We start from the raw sequence: 14,758 nt of genomic DNA, 5'->3' as shown, positions 1-14,758 counted from the left end.
TACAGGCGGTCGAGCGCGTCCAGCCGGTCCAGCGCCTGCAGCAGCGCGCGTGCCGAGGTCGCGCCGAGCGCGGTGCCGAGCTGCTGCTCCATGCGCACCACTTCGGCTTCGGCCTGCGCCAGCAGCGCCGTGCCGGCGGCGGTCAGATGCAGGTGCTGCATGCGCCGGTCCTGGCGCCCGCGCACCTGCCGCAGCAGTTTGCGCTTGACCAGGCGCGCGACCACGATCGCCAGGTTCGGCGGCGACACGCTCAGCACCTCGCCCAGCTGCCGCTGGTTGATGCCCGGATTGGCGTCCACCAGCACCAGCAGCGAATACTCCACCGGCTTCAGCTCGAAAGCGCGCACGCAGTCCTGGAACAGCCGCCGCACCTGCAGTTCGGTGCGGGTGATGCGGTAGCCGATCAGGCTGGTCAGGCGCCGCTGGTCCACGCTGTCCGCCGTGTGCGGATCGGCGGGCAACGCGCTGTTGGACATCTCGGGACTCGGTTTCGAACTCACTGCGCTTCCTGCATGGGGCGTCCTGCGGCCAGGTCACGGCGGCTGCGCACGCATCCGTCGGCGCCGGCCGGCGGTGCCGTCGCCATTGCATTGTAGGGGCATGGCCGCGCATGGTCACAACGCCGCGTCCACGCGCCGCAGCAGCGCCCGGTACGGCGCGGCGGCGGTCCACAGGCACAGCGCGCCGAGCAGCGCCGCCCCCATGCACACCACGCCCAGCGACAGCCCGACCTGGCGCTCGTCGGCGAGTACGTGGTCGGTGCCCAGCGCCACCAGGTACGGCCCCAGGCCCAGCCCGATCAGGTTGACCAACAGCAGGTAGATCGAGGTGACCTGGCCGCGCAGGCGATTGGGGGTGACCGCCTGCAGGATCGCCGGTGCCAGCGCCACCGGCATGCCCAGCACGAACGTGGTCAGCGCGATCGCCGCCAGCGCCGGCCACGGCCCTGGTGCCACCGCGAACAGCGCACTGCTGATCACCAGCAGCACGGCGCCGACCAGCGAGATCTTCAGTGCCGCGTCGCGGCTGCCGCGCGCCGCCAGGCGGTCGGCGAGGAAGCCGCTGAACAGCATGCCGGCGATGCCGAAGGTGAGGATGATGATGCCGTAGGCTGGGCCGATCTCGCCCGGGGTCCACTGCCAGCGGCGGATGAAGGTGGCTGGCAACCAGGCGGTGATGCCGAAGGTGATCATCGCGATCACCCCGTTGGCCAGGAACAGCGACACGTACACCCGCGCGTTGTCGCGCAGGTGGCTCAGGTCCGGGCGCACGCTCGGCACCGCGGCGGCCTGCTCGCGCCGCGCCGGCTCGCGCACCGTGGCCATCAGCGCGATCACCGCCAGCCCGGGCAGCGCAACCAGGATGAAGGCCGCCTGCCAGGGCCGGAAGCTGCCCAGCAGCGGCAGCAGCACCGTGCTCTCCTTGCTGGTGGCCGCGATCACCAGGCCACCGACGATGAACGCCGCCGCCGAGCCGATGTAGACGCCGGAGGTGTACACGCTCATCGCCCGCGCGCGCTTTTCCGGCGGGAAGTAGTCGGCCAGCATCGAGTACGCCGCCGGCGACAGCGAGGCCTCGCCGACACCGACGAACACCCGCGCCAGGAACAGGGTGAAGAAGCTGGTGACGTAGGCGCCGGCCGCGGTCGCCGCGATCCATACCACCACGCCGAGCACGATCAGGTTGCGACGGTTGCGGCGGTCGGCGACGCGGCCGAGCATCACCCCGATCAGCGTGTAGAACACCGCGAAGGCGAAGCCATGGACCAGGCTGAAGGCCGAGTCGGACAGCTGCAGGTCGCGCTTGATCGGCTGCACCAGCAATCCGAGGATCTGCCGGTCGACGAAGGACAGCGTGTAGGCCAGCAACAGCACGATGGTGACGTACCACGCATACAGCGGGCGGTACGGCGCAGACGATGGCAGCGGATCGCGCATGGAAAGGCTCCGGCTCAGAAGCGCAGGGTCAGGAAGGGGGCGATGTAGAAGTAGTCGCGGCCGCGCACCGGTCCCTCGCGCAGGAACGGCCCGGCCTGGGTGTAGTGGGCGTACACGTCCGGGCTGGCGAAGGCGTTGAAGCGATACTTCACCCACAGCACCGAGCGCGTGCCGATGTCGCGCGCATCGTTGGCGTCGCCCGGCTGCAGCACCCGCCAGCCGGCCGCGTACACGCCGTCGTGCAGGCTCTGCCGCTGCAGCTTGAGCACGTACATGTCGATCCACAGCCGCTCGCTGGGACGCAGCACCAGTTCCGGGCCGATGGCGCGCACGTTGCTGCTGATCATGCTGCCGTCGAACACCGAGGCGCGCGCGTACAGGCCATTGAAGGTGTTCAGTTCGCCATCGCGCGGATCGTGGTCGCCGGACGAGACCTCCATGCGCCAGCCCAGGCGCGGCGACCACGTCGTCGTGGCGAAGGTGTACCCGCCGAACAGCGTGCCCTGCCAGGCGCGCACGCGCTGGCCGGCGAAATGGCCGCGCTGGCCGATCAGCTCCAGGTCGTAGTCCCAGCCCTGCACCGCGCCGCTCAGGCGCGTGGACAAGGTGTGCCGATGCTCCTCGCCGACCACCCCGCCATAGCGACGCCCGTCCTGCACGGTGTCCAGGTACAGCGTCTCCAGCAGCGCCGCCTTCGGCTGGCTGGGCGACAGCGGCACTTCGGCGTGCGCGCCCCACAGGCGCTGGTCGCGGTTGGCACGGTCGTCGAAGCTGCCGGTGCGGGTCAGCACCGGGCGTCCCCACAGCAGGCCGCCGCTCCAGCGCGGCTGCCGGGTCAGCAGCCGCACCGCATCGAACGGCATGCGCGAGTTGGCCGGATCGCGCGGGTCGAGCAGGCGCTGCCAGGCGTAGGCGATCTGCTGGCGGCCGGCGCGCAGGCGCCAGGCCGGCGCCTTCTGCCCGTCGAACAGTTCGACGAACCCCTGCGCCAGGTCCAGCGGGTTGCGGTCGGTGGCCTGCACGTGCCGTGTCTGCAGGCCAGCCACGCGGCTGTCGGCGAGTTCGCCGAACAGGCGCACATACGCCGACGGCCGGTAGTCGGCCCACAAGCGCAGGCGCTGCTGCGCATAGCCGTGCGGATCGGTGGCGAAGCGGCCGAAGCCGGCGTGCTCGCGATAGTCGTACAGCGTGCGGCTCTCGCCGCCGAGGCTGAGCCAGCCGTCGCCGAGCGGGAGGTACTTCCACTTCTCCCACCCCTGGCGCGAGCGCTCGGCCAGCGCCGAATAGTCTTCCTGATCGGCCAGCAGCTTGCCCTGCGGGCCGTTGGGTTCGGCATCGGCCTGGGCGCAGCCGACGCTGCACAGCATTGCCAGGCACACGGTACGGGGCGCACGCCGCGCGCGCGCAAGAGGCACAGTCATCGATTCCCTCCCAAGTCTCGAAGCCGGTGATGCGAAGGAGCGCGGTCCGCTATCCGGTCGCGCGGCCGAGTGGTGCGGTCATGACGGCGGCGCCGGCACCGCGCCCGGTGCGGTGCCGGCGTAGAGCTGTTCGACCAGCGCCGCCCGCGCGCGCAGCACGTTGCGCTGGTTGATCGAACCCTTGTCGGTGATTTCGCCGGCCTCCAGGTTCGGCGGCTGCTCCAGCCACGCCGCGCGCGCGACGTGGCTGGCGCTGCCGGTGGCGCTGCGGTTGAGCGTGTCGAGCAGGCGCTGCAGCCAGGCGCGCACCGGCGGCGCCTGCAGCACCTGCGCCGTCTCGGCCGGCGCCGGCAGCCCGGACAGCGCCTGCAGCGCGTCCAGCCGCGGGAACAGCAGCAGGCCGATGGCGTCGCGGTCGGCACCGGTGACCACCACGTCCTGCACGTACGCAGCACCTTCCATCAGCACCCGCGTGCGCAACGGGCCGACGCTGACGAACACGCCGGAAGACAGCTTGAAGTCCTCGGCCAGGCGGCCGTCGAACAACAGGCCGCGCTCGGGATGCTGCGGATCGATCGGCTTGAGCGCATCGCCGGAGCGGTAGAAGCCTTCCTCGTCGAAAGCCTCGGCGGTCTGCTGCGGCGCGTTCCAGTAACCCGGCATCACGTGCGGCCCGCGGAAGCGCGCTTCCAGCTTGTCGCCGACCGGCACCAGCTTGACCTCGCAGCCCGGCGCCGGCACGCCGACGTCGCCGGGGGTATTGCTGGTGCCGTGGGTGAAGGTGCACGACGGCGCGCATTCGGTCATGCCCAGGCCGGCGAGCATGCGGATGCGTTCGCCGCAGTGCGCCTCGGCGATGCGCTCCAGGCGGTCCCACACTTCCTGCGACAGCGCCGCGGCGGCGAAGAAGAACATGCGCATGCGCGACAGGAACGTCTCGCGCAGCGCCGCATCCTGTTCCAGCGCCTGCGCCAGTTGTTCCCAGCCGCGCGGCACGCTCAGGTACACGGTGGGCGCGATCTCGCGCAGGTTGCGCAAGGTCTGCTCGAACAGCGCCGGGGTCGGCTTGCCGTCGTCGAGGTAGAAGCTGCCGCCGTTGTACAGGGCGATGCCGATGTTGTGGCTGCCGCCGAAGGTGTGGTTCCACGGCAGCCAGTCGACCAGCACCGGCGTCTGCCCGAGCACCGGAAAGGTCTGCAGCAGCATCTGCTGGTTCGCGCACAGCATGCGCTGGGTGGTGATCACCGCCTTGGGCAGCAGGGTGGAGCCGGAGGTGAACAGGAATTTGGCGATGCTGTCGGGGCCGCAGGCGGCGAAGGCGGCATCGGCGGCCTCCAGCGCACGCGGCGCCAGCAGTTCCTCGAAACGCAGGCAGGCACGATCGCCCACGGTGCCACGCACGCACACCGCCGGGACATCGGTGGGGAACACCGCCGCGATCGCCGGGGCGAACGCGGCACCGTCGCTGGCGAACAGCAGGCCCGGGCGCAGTACCTCGGCCACATGCCGCAGCTTGGCGAAATCGCGCGACAGCAACGCATAGCCCGGCGACACCGGGCAGTACGGGATGCCGGCGTACATCGCCGCGAACGCGAGCTGCAGGTGCTCCAGGTCGTTGCCGGACAGGATCGCCAGCGGCCGTTGTGCCGACAGACCCATGTCCAGCAGATGCGCGGCGATGCGGCGGGTGCGCTCGAGCATCTGCGCGTAGCTCAGGCGCCGCCACTGCCCGGCGTCGTCGCGCTGCGCCACGAAGGTGGCATCGGGGGTGTGCAGCGCCCAGTGCTGCAGGCGCTGCAGCAGGTGCCTGGGCAGCGGCGCCAGCGGTTCGCGCGCGCGCAGGCGCAGCACGCCGTCGGCATCGCGGTGGACCTCGGTATCCGCGTGGCTCAGTCCGACAGGACGGTAGCGCGCGGCGGTGGCAACGGACTCAGCGGCATTCATCGGAACCATCCGGGGGAGAGAGACGGCACGGCGTGCGGCAACGCCGCCGCGGCCCCGCGGGGCCGCCGGCGACGCGACGGGTCAGCGCTTGTAGGTCTGCAGACCGGGCTTGATGGTTTTGTCGTCCAGGAATTGCTTCAGGCCCTGTTGCCGGCCCTTCTCGGGATCGCGGTGATTGGACTGGTCGACCTTGGCGTACAGGTAGTCCTCGTTCTGCTCCCAGGTCAGCTCGCGGCAGCGCTTGAAGCCGTGCTTGGCGAAGCGCAGCACCACCGGGTTCTTCTGCTGCAGTTCCTGTGCCAGCTTGGTCACTTCCTCACGCAGCTGCGCGCGCGGCACGCTGGCGTTGACCAGGCCCATCTGCGCCGCCTCGGTGCCGGTGAAGGTGCGTCCAGTCATGATGTAGAGCATGGCGTTGCGGTGGCCCATGGTGTCGGCGACGGCCTTGCTGACCAGGTTGCCCGGGGGGATGCCCCAGTTGATCTCCGACAACCCGAACACCGCCTCGTCCGCGGCGATGGCCAGGTCGCAGGCGACCAGCGGCGAGAACGCGCCACCGAAACACCAGCCGTTGACCGCGGCGATGGTCGGCTTGCTGTAGAAACGCAGCAGACGCCACTGCCACTGCGAGCAGTCGCGGCGCATGCGCTCCTGCACGATCTCTTCCTTGCCGTCGGTCTCGCGGAAGTATTCCTTCAGGTCCATGCCGGCCGACCAGGATTCGCCGGCGCCGGTCAGCACCACCACCTCGGCGCTGCTGTCCAGCTCCAGCGTCTCCAGCACGTCGATCATTTCGCGATTGAGGGTGGGACTCATCGCGTTGCGCTTGTCCGGCCGGTTCAGGGTGACCCAGGCGATGCCTGCGTCGATCTCGACCTGGACGGTCTGCCAGCGGTCTTGGTAGCTGCTCATGGATAGGCCTGCATGGGGAGGGGGAGAGAGCGGATCACTTAGGACTGATAATAGTTATAGATCATCATTATTTCGGCGCAAGCTGCAGTGCAGCATGGCGGGCGGCGCTGTGGCGGGAGCATGGCGGCCCGCCCATGGGCGGGGTGACAGCAACTGCGATACGGATTCCTTGGACTCGCGAAGGGAGCAAGCCATCCCAGGACCTTGGATCCGCCGCCACGTCGGCGCGAGTCTTCACGCCCGGTGAACGCAATGCTCACAGGGGACGTTCAGTCCCGGGTTAGCATCCAGCCCACAGGGGTTCCGTCGACACCGGGGTGATGTGATGCACACCGTCTCCGCGCTTGACCAACCGACCCACGCTCGCGTCAGCATCGATCTGGACGCCGAGATGGCGTACTGGCAGCAGGCCCATGCCGAGGGCCGTCTCGGCCGCCAGGGCTTCGCCGACTACGCGCAGCTGCTGAAGATCGGCTATGACGTGTACCTGGCCTACCCGCGCGCCAACGAGGCGCAGCTGTACCGCGTGCTGCAGGACGCTTATCACCAGTGCGCACCGATGTTGTCGGTGCCGTGGGACGAGGCGCGCTGGCTGGTGCGGCATGCCTGGCAGCACCTGGCGCAGTCGGGGCGGCGGCACTGAACAGCGCCCAGCGCAGCCGGGCATATCGTCGTTGCCAGGGCAGGAGCGGCGTCAGCCGCGACGGGCGTTACCGAGAATGCCTGTCGCGGCCGACGCCGCTGCTACGCTGCGTCTTCGGTCGCGATGGAAGGCGCCCGAGGCGCCGTCTCCCGGCGCAGCGGCGACAACCGGATAGCAGCCCATCGCGCGCTCGGCACACCGCGGCGTGCGCCGCGTGTAGCTGGCGCACGCATCCGGCACCGCATGCGGCTCAACGCGACGAAGCGGGTGGCGAGGCGCTGTGCTCCTTCGCTTCCAGGCGCCCATGGAACGCGTTCGATCCCTTGCCGGGCGCCGTCGCCGCCTCGCCCTCGCTGCGCTTGAGGCGCTGCTTGCGCTGTTCGACCACGCGGCTGGCCAGGGCCACGCGGCGCCCGATCACCATGTCGGTCAGCCAGTCGATCAGGTGGCGCGTATAGGCGGCCTGGTGTGCCTTCTCGGTCAGCGCGTGATCGGCGCCGGCGATCATGCGGGTGGTCAGCGAGCGCGCGTTGGAGAACGCTGCCGCGTAGTTGTGCAGTACCTGGCTCGGCACGATGGTGTCGCGTTCGGCCTCCACCAGCAGCACATCGCCGCGATAGCGTTGGCAGGCCGCCAGGGCGCGGTTGTCCGCCGGCGTCACCACGCGGTTGCGGTAGGGCATCAGATCGGGATCGCGGTTCAGCGCGACCTTCGGCCCGTCCCAGTGCGCGTCCTTGTACAGCGCCGGCGAGCGCAGGGCCAGCCACTCCACCGGCCGCTCCAGCGTCAGCAACGCGGCCAGGTAACCGCCGTAGCTCAGCCCAACGACCGCGATCGCGTCCGGATCCACGTGCGGCGACGCCGCCAGGCGATCGTAAGCGGCCTTGATGTCGTCCAGGTTCTGCGCGCGCGTCACCGTCTCGCGCATCGCCGCCAGGCCTTCGTGGCCGCGCAGGTCGAAGGTCAGGCACACGCAGCCCAGGCCGGCCGCTTCGCGCGCGCGCACCAGGTTGTGATGCTGGTTGCCACCCCAGCCGTGCACGAACAGCACGCCGGGCAGGCGGCTGGTCGGAGTCAGCAAGGTGCCGCTGAGCGCCGCGCCGTCGACCGGGATGTCGATGCTGGAAAGTTCGGCTTCCATGGTCAGGTCACGCTGCGCATGTAGCGGTACTTGGTCAGCAGGCCGGTGCGCGGCTCTTCGCCCACGTAGTACACCTGCGCCCCGGCCGGCGGCGGCGGATGCGCGCCATAGCGCTCGACGGTGGCGGCGACCACGCGTTGCAGCGCCGGCGACTGCTGGAACGCAGCGACCGCGGCCAGTTCCGCCGGCGTGGCGCCGCCGACGCGCCAGGACTGCTCGAGGACGCCGCAGGCGATGCTGCCATCGGCAAGCAGCCCCTCGATCACGTCGTAGTTGCGGCGCGACGCATAGAAGCCCGGATAGGCCGCGGCCACCAGCCGATCGTAGTCGCGTGCCTTCAGCACCGCGGTGCGCTGGCGCGGCGGCAACGGCTGCTCCAGCAGTGTGTCGAGGGTGCCGCGGATCACCTGCAGTTCCGAGCCGCCGTACGCCTCGCGGCCGCTGCCATCGCGGGTGACCGACTGCGTGCCGCAGTAGGCGATGGTCACGCCGGCGCAATGTGTTTCGCCGACGCTGAAGGTGGTCGGCTGCTGCAGGTGCCGTTCCAGCACCACCCCATGCTCGCGCAACGCGTGCGCGGGCAGTGTCGCCAGCGCCGCGTCCAGCGCCTGCGCGTCGCCGAGCAGCACCTGCCCGAGCCCACCGACGCCGTGCGGCAGCTTCAGCCGCACCGGGCCGCCGTCGCACAAGCGCGCGTACGCGCGTCGGGCATCGGCAGCGCTGAAGGCGGCGTAGCCCGGCAGCGTGGCGGACGCCAGCGCCGCGCCCAGGTCGGGCTGCCACCCGTCAGGTGACTGCGCATCGATCTCGATCAGCGGATGGCTGATCGCCTTGGTGGCGACGAAGGCGTACGGCACCACACCGCCCAGCAGATCGGCCGCCGCGTGCACGCCGATCTGCTCGGCCTGCGCGGTGGTCAGGGTGTCGTCGGGCACGCAGAACGCACCCGCACCGGCGGCACAGCGCTCGTCGTGCACGGGCAGGTGCATCAGCCGCCCCACTTCGGCGACCAGCCAGGCATGCGTGGCTGCCTCGTGGCCCCCGGACACGATCTCCCGCACCTGGCAGGCGCGAACATTGGCATGCACGGTGGATCGGGCCATGCGGAACGCTCCGTGCGGATTGGAAAGACGCGCTGCCTCAGCCATGGTCGTACCACTGCAGCAGCAACACGGCGGCCGCGGCCAGCGCCAGCAGCGCGGCAACCACGCGCAGCCAGCGGCTGGCGCGCAGTTGCCGCCACCAGGCAGCGGCTTCGGACGTGCCGCTGGCATCGCGCGCGCGTCGATGCTGGCGCGCGGAGGCGGAAGGAGGGGCCGCAGAGTGGCGGTCGTCGTGACGCATGGCGCAAGGCTGTCGCGCGGGCTGTCGCATGGGGGTGAACGCGATGTGGTGCGCGTGTCATCGCGCGAAAACAAGGGCCGGCTGCGTCCGTCAACCGCATCATCGCGTCGGCGATACGCTTCGCGCTTGCGGTAAAGACGACTCAGTGCGAGCACACAGCCAGTGCGAGCAATAGCGTCATCACGGTCGATCGTCAGCGCAGCAGCGCACGAACGTTATGGTCGACACCGTGCTCAGGCCGCAGCCGTCGCCGCGGCATGGTGGGCGGGCAAGCGGGCATCGATCCGGTGCTTGCCGGCCAGCGCCTGCATGCCCTGCAGGGTGGCCTGTACCGCGCTGGCATAGCCGCTGCGCCACAAGTCGGCGCGCGACTGCCGCGATGCCGCCGCATTCAGCGCCAGTGCGAAGGCCTGCACGCGCGGATCGGCCAGCGCGGCGCGCTCCAGGAAGGGCTGCTCCGGGGCGATGACGTCGACCGGGGCCAGCCAGGCGTCGGCGACCAGTTCGGCCACGCCGGCGCGGTGCGAGAGCTGGTGCATGGCAGTGAGCGTCTCGTGCAGCATTTCCAGGCACGCCCATTGCCACAGCGCGGCCTTGTACTGCGGGTCGGCCTGGTCCAGGGCGGACAAGGCGCCATCGACATGATCGATGCGAAGATCCTGCATGGCCGACTCCACGATACGGCATTGCGATCCGCACATTCTGCGCGGCGAAAGTGAGCGCAACGTGAGTCGTGCGGCGGCAGCGTACAGGCGGTCACAGCGGGCGCGGCGGCAGCCATCGCGTATACTGGCCGCGCGCCTGCTCGCGCCGCTCTCTCACTACGCGCCTCCCATGACGCCACCCTGACACCCGCAGCTTGCATCGGCCCGCCTCGACGGCAGGCCGCAAGTTGTTGGTTTTCCATTGCATACAGCGAGCGCTGCCCTGCGACAGGGCGGTGTCGGGAGCGTTTACCTTGAAATTTTCCTCTTCCCTGCGCCAGTCCTGGTGCGGCAATCTCCGTGGCGACGTGCTCGCCGGCCTGGTCGTGGCATTGGCGCTGATTCCCGAGGCGATCGCGTTCTCGATCATCGCCGGCGTCGATCCCAAGATCGGCCTCTATGCCGCCTTCTGCATCTGCGTGACCATCGCCTTCGCCGGCGGGCGCCCCGGCATGATTTCCGCCGCCACCGGCGCGATGGCGCTGCTGATGATCGGCTTGGTCAAGCAACACGGCTTGCCCTACCTGCTGGCAGCCACGCTGCTGACCGGCGTGCTGCAGATCCTGGCCGGGCTGTTCAAGCTCGGCGCGCTGATGCGCTTCGTCTCGCGCTCGGTGATCACCGGCTTCGTCAATGCGCTGGCGATCCTGATCTTCATGGCACAACTGCCCGAACTGATCGGCGTGCCCGTCCCGGTCTACCCGCTGGTCGCGCTGGGTCTGCTGCTGATCTACGGCCTGCCCTGGCTGTCGCGGCGCAGCTTTCCCGGCATCGGCCTGTGGTTGCTGGTGCTGGGCGCCGCCTTGACCGCAGGCAGCATGGTGCCGTGGATGCTGCTGCCGGTCGCCGTGGGTGGCGCCGCGGCGCTGCTGTTGGGGCACCGCTGGACGCGCGGCCTGGCCGTGCCGCCGCCGCTGGTGGCGATCGTGCTGCTGACCGGGCTGGCACTGTACTTCGGCATCCACGTGCCCACCGTCGGCGACAAGGGACAACTGCCCGATCGCCTCCCCAGCCTGCTGCTGCCGGCCGTGCCGTGGACGCTGGAAACGCTGCGGATCGTGTTCCCGGTCGCGGCGACGATGGCCGTGGTCGGCCTGCTCGAGTCGATGATGACCGCACAGATCGTCGACGACATGACCGATACGCCCAGCGACAAGAACCGCGAATGCGTGGGCCAGGGTGTGGCCAACATCGTCAGCGGCCTGTTCGGCGGCATGGCCGGCTGCGCGATGATCGGGCAATCGGTGATCAACGTGAAGTCCGGCGGGCGCGGCCGGCTGTCCGCGCTGGTCGCCGGCAGCGTGCTGTTGCTGCTGGTTGTGTTCGCCGGCGCCTGGGTACGGCAGATCCCGATGGCCGCGCTGGTGGCGGTGATGATCATGGTCTCGGTGGGCACCTTCAGCTGGCGCTCGCTGGCGCAGTTGCGCACCCACCCGACCAGCTCCAGCGTGGTGATGCTCGGCACCGTCGCGGTGACCGTGGCCACCCACGACCTGGCGCGCGGCGTGCTCACCGGCGTGCTGCTGTCGGCGCTGTTCTTCGCGCGCAAGGTCGGGCGCATGCTGCACATCGCGCGCAGCGAGGACGCGGACGGTGGCCACACCTACCGCATCCGCGGCCAACTGTTCTTCGCCTCGGCCGGCGGCTTCGCCGGTGCCTTCGACTTCGCTCACGCGCCGGCGCGGGTCACCCTGGACCTGAGCGACGCGCACGTCTGGGACATCAGCGCCATCGGCGCGCTGGACCAGGTGGTGATGAAATTCCGCCGCCACGGCGCGCAGGTCCAGGTGCTGGGACTGAACCCGGACAGTGCGGCGATGGTCGGGCGGCTGGGCAGGCACCAGCGCGACGATGTGGAAAGCGTTCCGCTACATTGAGGCCCGGCCGGGACGATCGTGTCGGCGCGGCGCAGCGCGCGGTCACGCCGCGCGCCGTCCCGCGTGCCGACATGGCGACGACATCGGCCGATTAGCATCGAACTGCTAACGGCCATGCAGGAGATCCGCCGATGTCACTGGACCACTGGCAACTGCCGCCACACGACTGGGTGCCCAACCACCCGTTCCTGCCAGTGCTGCACTACCGGCAGTGCGTCGGCACCCTCGACGCCGACGGCTTCGAACGCCGCTTCGCCGCGCACGGCTGGCCGCCGCAATGGCGCGACGGCATCTACGACTATCACCACTACCATTCCACCGCGCACGAAATGCTCGGCGTCGCCCGCGGTAGCGCCCGCGTGCTGCTCGGCGGCCCGGTCGGCATCGAGGTCGCGCTCGCTGCCGGCGATGCGCTGCTACTGCCGGCCGGGACAGGCCATTGCCGGCTGTCGGCCAGCGCCGACTTCATGGTCGTCGGCGCCTATCCCGACGGGCAGGATTGGGATATCTGCCGGGAAGCGCCTACAGCCGAGATGCTGCAAGGGATCGCCAATGTGCCTTTTCCAAGCAGCGATCCATTGCTCGGGGCGGAGGGGCCGTTGCTGAAGCATTGGAAGAGACCTGTCGACGTCGACTGACTGCGTCGTCGCACGGGATCATGCTTGCCTCGAAGTCGGCCCCGCCGCCCAGACATCGCACGCCGGATCGAACTCGGTCGTCGCTGCGTGCTCGGAGCGCCAGCCGAAGCCGCAGATCGCCATGACGCTCTGGCGCATCGGATCCAGGTCCAGTGCCTTGCCGAGATCGACATCATTGATGGCGGAGGTGAAGAACGCGCCCAACCCCAGATCGGTGGCAGAGAAGTACAGCGCCTGTGAGATGTGGCCGACGTCCAGGGTCAGCGCGCGATAGGCCTTGGCATGCTGGCGATACTTACAGAACGTCCGGTTGAGTCCATCAGGACAACCAAGAAGCGCCAGGATGTGGATCGCTTGCTTATCAGCTTGGCGATCTAAATTACATATTTTTTGCTACGTAAGAACGGCAATGGATGCCCCGACCGAAGACTTGACGGATCAGAGCGAAGATGAATTGACATCCTCTACAGTCCGTCTAGCATCAGATGGCCTAGGTTCAACCTAAGCACACACCTCTAACGTCGATCGAGGAAGGGTATGGGCACAGCTTTATTGCAACAAAATGAAGAGGCTCTGGCCTCCCCGACAAGCCCTTTGCAGGGAAAAATTCCACTTGACGAGAAGGTCGCTGACCGCCTATTGGATCTCTTGAGCACCGACAATCAGTTCCGTGCACTTTTCAAGAAAGATCCTGTCGCTGGACTTGTCCAAGCTGGACATGTATTTGCGATCAACAAGGCGGAAAATCGCACCAAGGAAGTCCAATTTTTGCCCTTTCTTCGATGCTTGCTTGTCGGAAAATTGGCCAGCAAAAAAGAAATCTCTCGGTCTAGAGACGACATCAGAGCATTCCTAACGAGCGCAGGCACTCACACGGTTGTTCATGCTTTGGAATCGGGCAGAGTAGAAGCCTTCTTCAGGAAGTGAAGCTAGCGAAGGCTTCGCGGGCGCGCCAGCCAAAAGCTGGCGCGCCCGTGACTCCGCTATCGACCTAGCCATACCTCGTTAAGCGGATCAAACTCAGTCGTCGTCATCGACTTTGACCTCCAACCAAATCCGCAAATGGCGAGCGGCCCCTCAAGCAAAGGATCAAGTCCGAACGCATTTTCGACGTTGACGTCGTTTATAGCAGAGGTCACGAAGGCACCTAGTCCGAGCTGTGTTGCGCTAGAGTAAATCGCCTGGGAGATATGACCTACATCCAGTGTTACCGCGCGGTACGCTTTCGAATGAAACCGATACTTCCAGAAACTGCGCGCGTATCGAGGCGCAAGGATAAGCTGAACATGCGCCCCCGCAAACCAGTGTTGCCCCGCCAACATCTCCGTCGCCAAGGTGGCAAGACAGACAGATGGGATAGAAAGCAATTCCAACTTATGTTCAACAGGATGATAGTGATAGAGACCCGGCGCAATGCCCTCTACCCGCTGTACGACTAAGTAAACCTCGGTCGGATGCAATCCGCCAGCCGAAGGAACATTCTTTTTTACGAATGCAGTATCTTCCTGAAGGCGAACAACTGCCTGGGCCATCACCACCCTCTGCATCATTCGTGAAAAAATGTCGATCGGAAGCTCTTTCTCCTGGTCGAAATTTCTGCACGTCGCTCTAGTCGCCATGAGCTTCTCGTACTCATCGGCCGCAAGCCTGGGAAGTTCTATGTCCCCCGCCGAATGAGATCTGGATATCACTTCTGGAGGCGGCGGGCCAAGTTTATCGCGCAACTCCGGCGCAGTGGTCAACTTGTTGGCTTCCATGGAGGCGACGCTGTCAAGATCCTTCCAGCGACAAAACTTGTGCAGCATGGCCGCAGCGGGCCACCAATACGCTGAGCGCACGACGTCATCGCGATCCCGAATCGCCTTGTGAGCTTTTGTGTCGCCGACGAGTAAACCCTTCTTCAAAAGAGCGTCAATCAAATCAATCGCCTGAGAAGCGAAGGATTTTCTATTTATCCAGTCGCTTGGACTGATACTTCCCAAAATCTCCCTCTCTTCCTGATTGACTTCCACTTCATCATCCAGGTGTGGTGCGAGCGCCAGCCAGCGGATCTGACGACTAAGGCCGGCGCCGCCAGAAAATAGTGACATCAAGTCAAAATCGACCGATTCCCTAGGCTCAAAAAATACAATCGCGCAGCGGCGAAGCTTCATAGCATCCTCATTGCAAATTCATAGCTAAACTTTATCTCGCCTCT

Annotated in this window: 14 protein-coding genes and 1 pseudogene; 4 read left to right on the top strand and 11 right to left on the bottom strand. The window is 67.5% G+C overall.

Translation table 11 applies throughout. The features are described from left to right. From D180_RS04670 to D180_RS04650, 5 genes are all read right to left on the bottom strand, one after another. Window positions 1–476: MarR family transcriptional regulator (locus D180_RS04670; RefSeq protein WP_017908083.1), on the bottom strand; the 476-nt coding region annotated here is incomplete at its 3' end. A gap of 138 nt (window positions 477–614) precedes the next feature. Further along, entirely contained in the window at window positions 615–1,937 is a 1,323-nt protein-coding gene (locus D180_RS04665) for an MFS transporter (RefSeq protein WP_017911882.1), read from the bottom strand. A gap of 14 nt (window positions 1,938–1,951) precedes the next feature. Next, the gene (locus D180_RS04660; protein ID WP_232760327.1) at window positions 1,952–3,358 is read right to left on the bottom strand and encodes an alginate export family protein; all 1,407 of its coding nucleotides are present in this window, start codon (window positions 3,356–3,358) and stop codon (window positions 1,952–1,954) included. A 78-nt stretch (window positions 3,359–3,436) separates the two neighbouring features. After that, the gene (locus D180_RS04655) at window positions 3,437–5,302 is read right to left on the bottom strand and encodes a feruloyl-CoA synthase (protein WP_017911880.1); all 1,866 of its coding nucleotides are present in this window, start codon (window positions 5,300–5,302) and stop codon (window positions 3,437–3,439) included. An 81-nt stretch (window positions 5,303–5,383) separates the two neighbouring features. Beyond that, window positions 5,384–6,214 carry a p-hydroxycinnamoyl CoA hydratase/lyase gene (locus tag D180_RS04650; RefSeq protein ID WP_017911879.1) on the bottom strand — a complete coding sequence of 277 codons (831 nt, stop codon included), beginning with the start codon at window positions 6,212–6,214 and terminating at the stop codon, window positions 5,384–5,386. A gap of 325 nt (window positions 6,215–6,539) precedes the next feature. Here D180_RS04650 and D180_RS04645 point away from each other — a divergent pair, with 325 nt between their 5' ends. Continuing rightward, complete coding sequence (locus tag D180_RS04645; RefSeq protein ID WP_017911878.1) at window positions 6,540–6,857, top strand: hypothetical protein; 318 nt, start codon at window positions 6,540–6,542, stop codon at window positions 6,855–6,857. A 250-nt stretch (window positions 6,858–7,107) separates the two neighbouring features. Here the strand turns inward: D180_RS04645 and D180_RS04640 are convergent, their stop codons facing one another. The 4 genes from D180_RS04640 to D180_RS04625 form a co-directional block, all read right to left on the bottom strand. Further along, window positions 7,108–7,998, bottom strand: a complete 891-nt coding sequence (locus D180_RS04640; RefSeq protein ID WP_017911877.1) for an alpha/beta fold hydrolase — start codon at window positions 7,996–7,998, stop codon at window positions 7,108–7,110. 2 nt (window positions 7,999–8,000) lie between these two features. Beyond that, window positions 8,001–9,101: a DUF3182 family protein gene (locus D180_RS04635; protein WP_017911876.1), complete on the bottom strand. Its 1,101-nt coding sequence runs from the start codon at window positions 9,099–9,101 to the stop codon at window positions 8,001–8,003. A 37-nt stretch (window positions 9,102–9,138) separates the two neighbouring features. After that, window positions 9,139–9,342, bottom strand: a complete 204-nt coding sequence (locus tag D180_RS04630) for a hypothetical protein (protein ID WP_017911875.1) — start codon at window positions 9,340–9,342, stop codon at window positions 9,139–9,141. Window positions 9,343–9,575: 233 nt separating this feature from the next. Beyond that, window positions 9,576–10,007, bottom strand: a complete 432-nt coding sequence (locus D180_RS04625) for a hypothetical protein (protein WP_017911874.1) — start codon at window positions 10,005–10,007, stop codon at window positions 9,576–9,578. A gap of 293 nt (window positions 10,008–10,300) precedes the next feature. Between D180_RS04625 and D180_RS04620 the strand changes: the two genes are divergently transcribed. After that, window positions 10,301–11,923: a SulP family inorganic anion transporter gene (locus D180_RS04620; protein ID WP_043090472.1), complete on the top strand. Its 1,623-nt coding sequence runs from the start codon at window positions 10,301–10,303 to the stop codon at window positions 11,921–11,923. Between the two features lie 170 nt (window positions 11,924–12,093). Beyond that, entirely contained in the window at window positions 12,094–12,561 is a 468-nt protein-coding gene (locus D180_RS04615) for a cupin (RefSeq protein ID WP_232760326.1), read from the top strand. A gap of 18 nt (window positions 12,562–12,579) precedes the next feature. On the opposite strand, the pseudogene D180_RS04610 reads toward D180_RS04615, so the two are convergent. Continuing rightward, a pseudogene (locus D180_RS04610) lies at window positions 12,580–12,876 on the bottom strand (nitroreductase family protein); the annotation flags it as partial. A gap of 222 nt (window positions 12,877–13,098) precedes the next feature. On the opposite strand from D180_RS04610, the gene D180_RS22830 reads away from it, so the two are divergent. After that, the gene (locus D180_RS22830; RefSeq protein ID WP_081616395.1) at window positions 13,099–13,488 is read left to right on the top strand and encodes an NHLP-related RiPP peptide; all 390 of its coding nucleotides are present in this window, start codon (window positions 13,099–13,101) and stop codon (window positions 13,486–13,488) included. Window positions 13,489–13,544: 56 nt separating this feature from the next. Here the strand turns inward: D180_RS22830 and D180_RS22825 are convergent, their stop codons facing one another. Beyond that, window positions 13,545–14,714 carry a putative peptide maturation dehydrogenase gene (locus tag D180_RS22825; RefSeq protein ID WP_081616394.1) on the bottom strand — a complete coding sequence of 390 codons (1,170 nt, stop codon included), beginning with the start codon at window positions 14,712–14,714 and terminating at the stop codon, window positions 13,545–13,547. Window positions 14,715–14,758 lie beyond the last annotated feature (44 nt).

The sequence above is a fragment of the Xanthomonas sp. SHU 166 genome, from assembly GCF_000364685.1.
GTDB classification, from domain to species: domain Bacteria; phylum Pseudomonadota; class Gammaproteobacteria; order Xanthomonadales; family Xanthomonadaceae; genus Xanthomonas_A; species Xanthomonas_A sontii.
This window is presented reverse-complemented; position numbering and strand designations above follow the sequence as displayed.

Coding starts and splice junctions, on each gene's coding strand:
- D180_RS04665 (WP_017911882.1), bottom strand. CDS start 1,937: ATGCGCGATCCGCTGCCATCGTCTGCGCCGTACCGCCCGCTGTATGCG.
- D180_RS04660 (WP_232760327.1), bottom strand. CDS start 3,358: ATGACTGTGCCTCTTGCGCGCGCGCGGCGTGCGCCCCGTACCGTGTGC.
- D180_RS04655 (WP_017911880.1), bottom strand. CDS start 5,302: ATGAATGCCGCTGAGTCCGTTGCCACCGCCGCGCGCTACCGTCCTGTC.
- D180_RS04650 (WP_017911879.1), bottom strand. CDS start 6,214: ATGAGCAGCTACCAAGACCGCTGGCAGACCGTCCAGGTCGAGATCGAC.
- D180_RS04645 (WP_017911878.1), top strand. CDS start 6,540: ATGCACACCGTCTCCGCGCTTGACCAACCGACCCACGCTCGCGTCAGC.
- D180_RS04640 (WP_017911877.1), bottom strand. CDS start 7,998: ATGGAAGCCGAACTTTCCAGCATCGACATCCCGGTCGACGGCGCGGCG.
- D180_RS04635 (WP_017911876.1), bottom strand. CDS start 9,101: ATGGCCCGATCCACCGTGCATGCCAATGTTCGCGCCTGCCAGGTGCGG.
- D180_RS04630 (WP_017911875.1), bottom strand. CDS start 9,342: ATGCGTCACGACGACCGCCACTCTGCGGCCCCTCCTTCCGCCTCCGCG.
- D180_RS04625 (WP_017911874.1), bottom strand. CDS start 10,007: ATGCAGGATCTTCGCATCGATCATGTCGATGGCGCCTTGTCCGCCCTG.
- D180_RS22830 (WP_081616395.1), top strand. CDS start 13,099: ATGGGCACAGCTTTATTGCAACAAAATGAAGAGGCTCTGGCCTCCCCG.
- D180_RS22825 (WP_081616394.1), bottom strand. CDS start 14,714: ATGAAGCTTCGCCGCTGCGCGATTGTATTTTTTGAGCCTAGGGAATCG.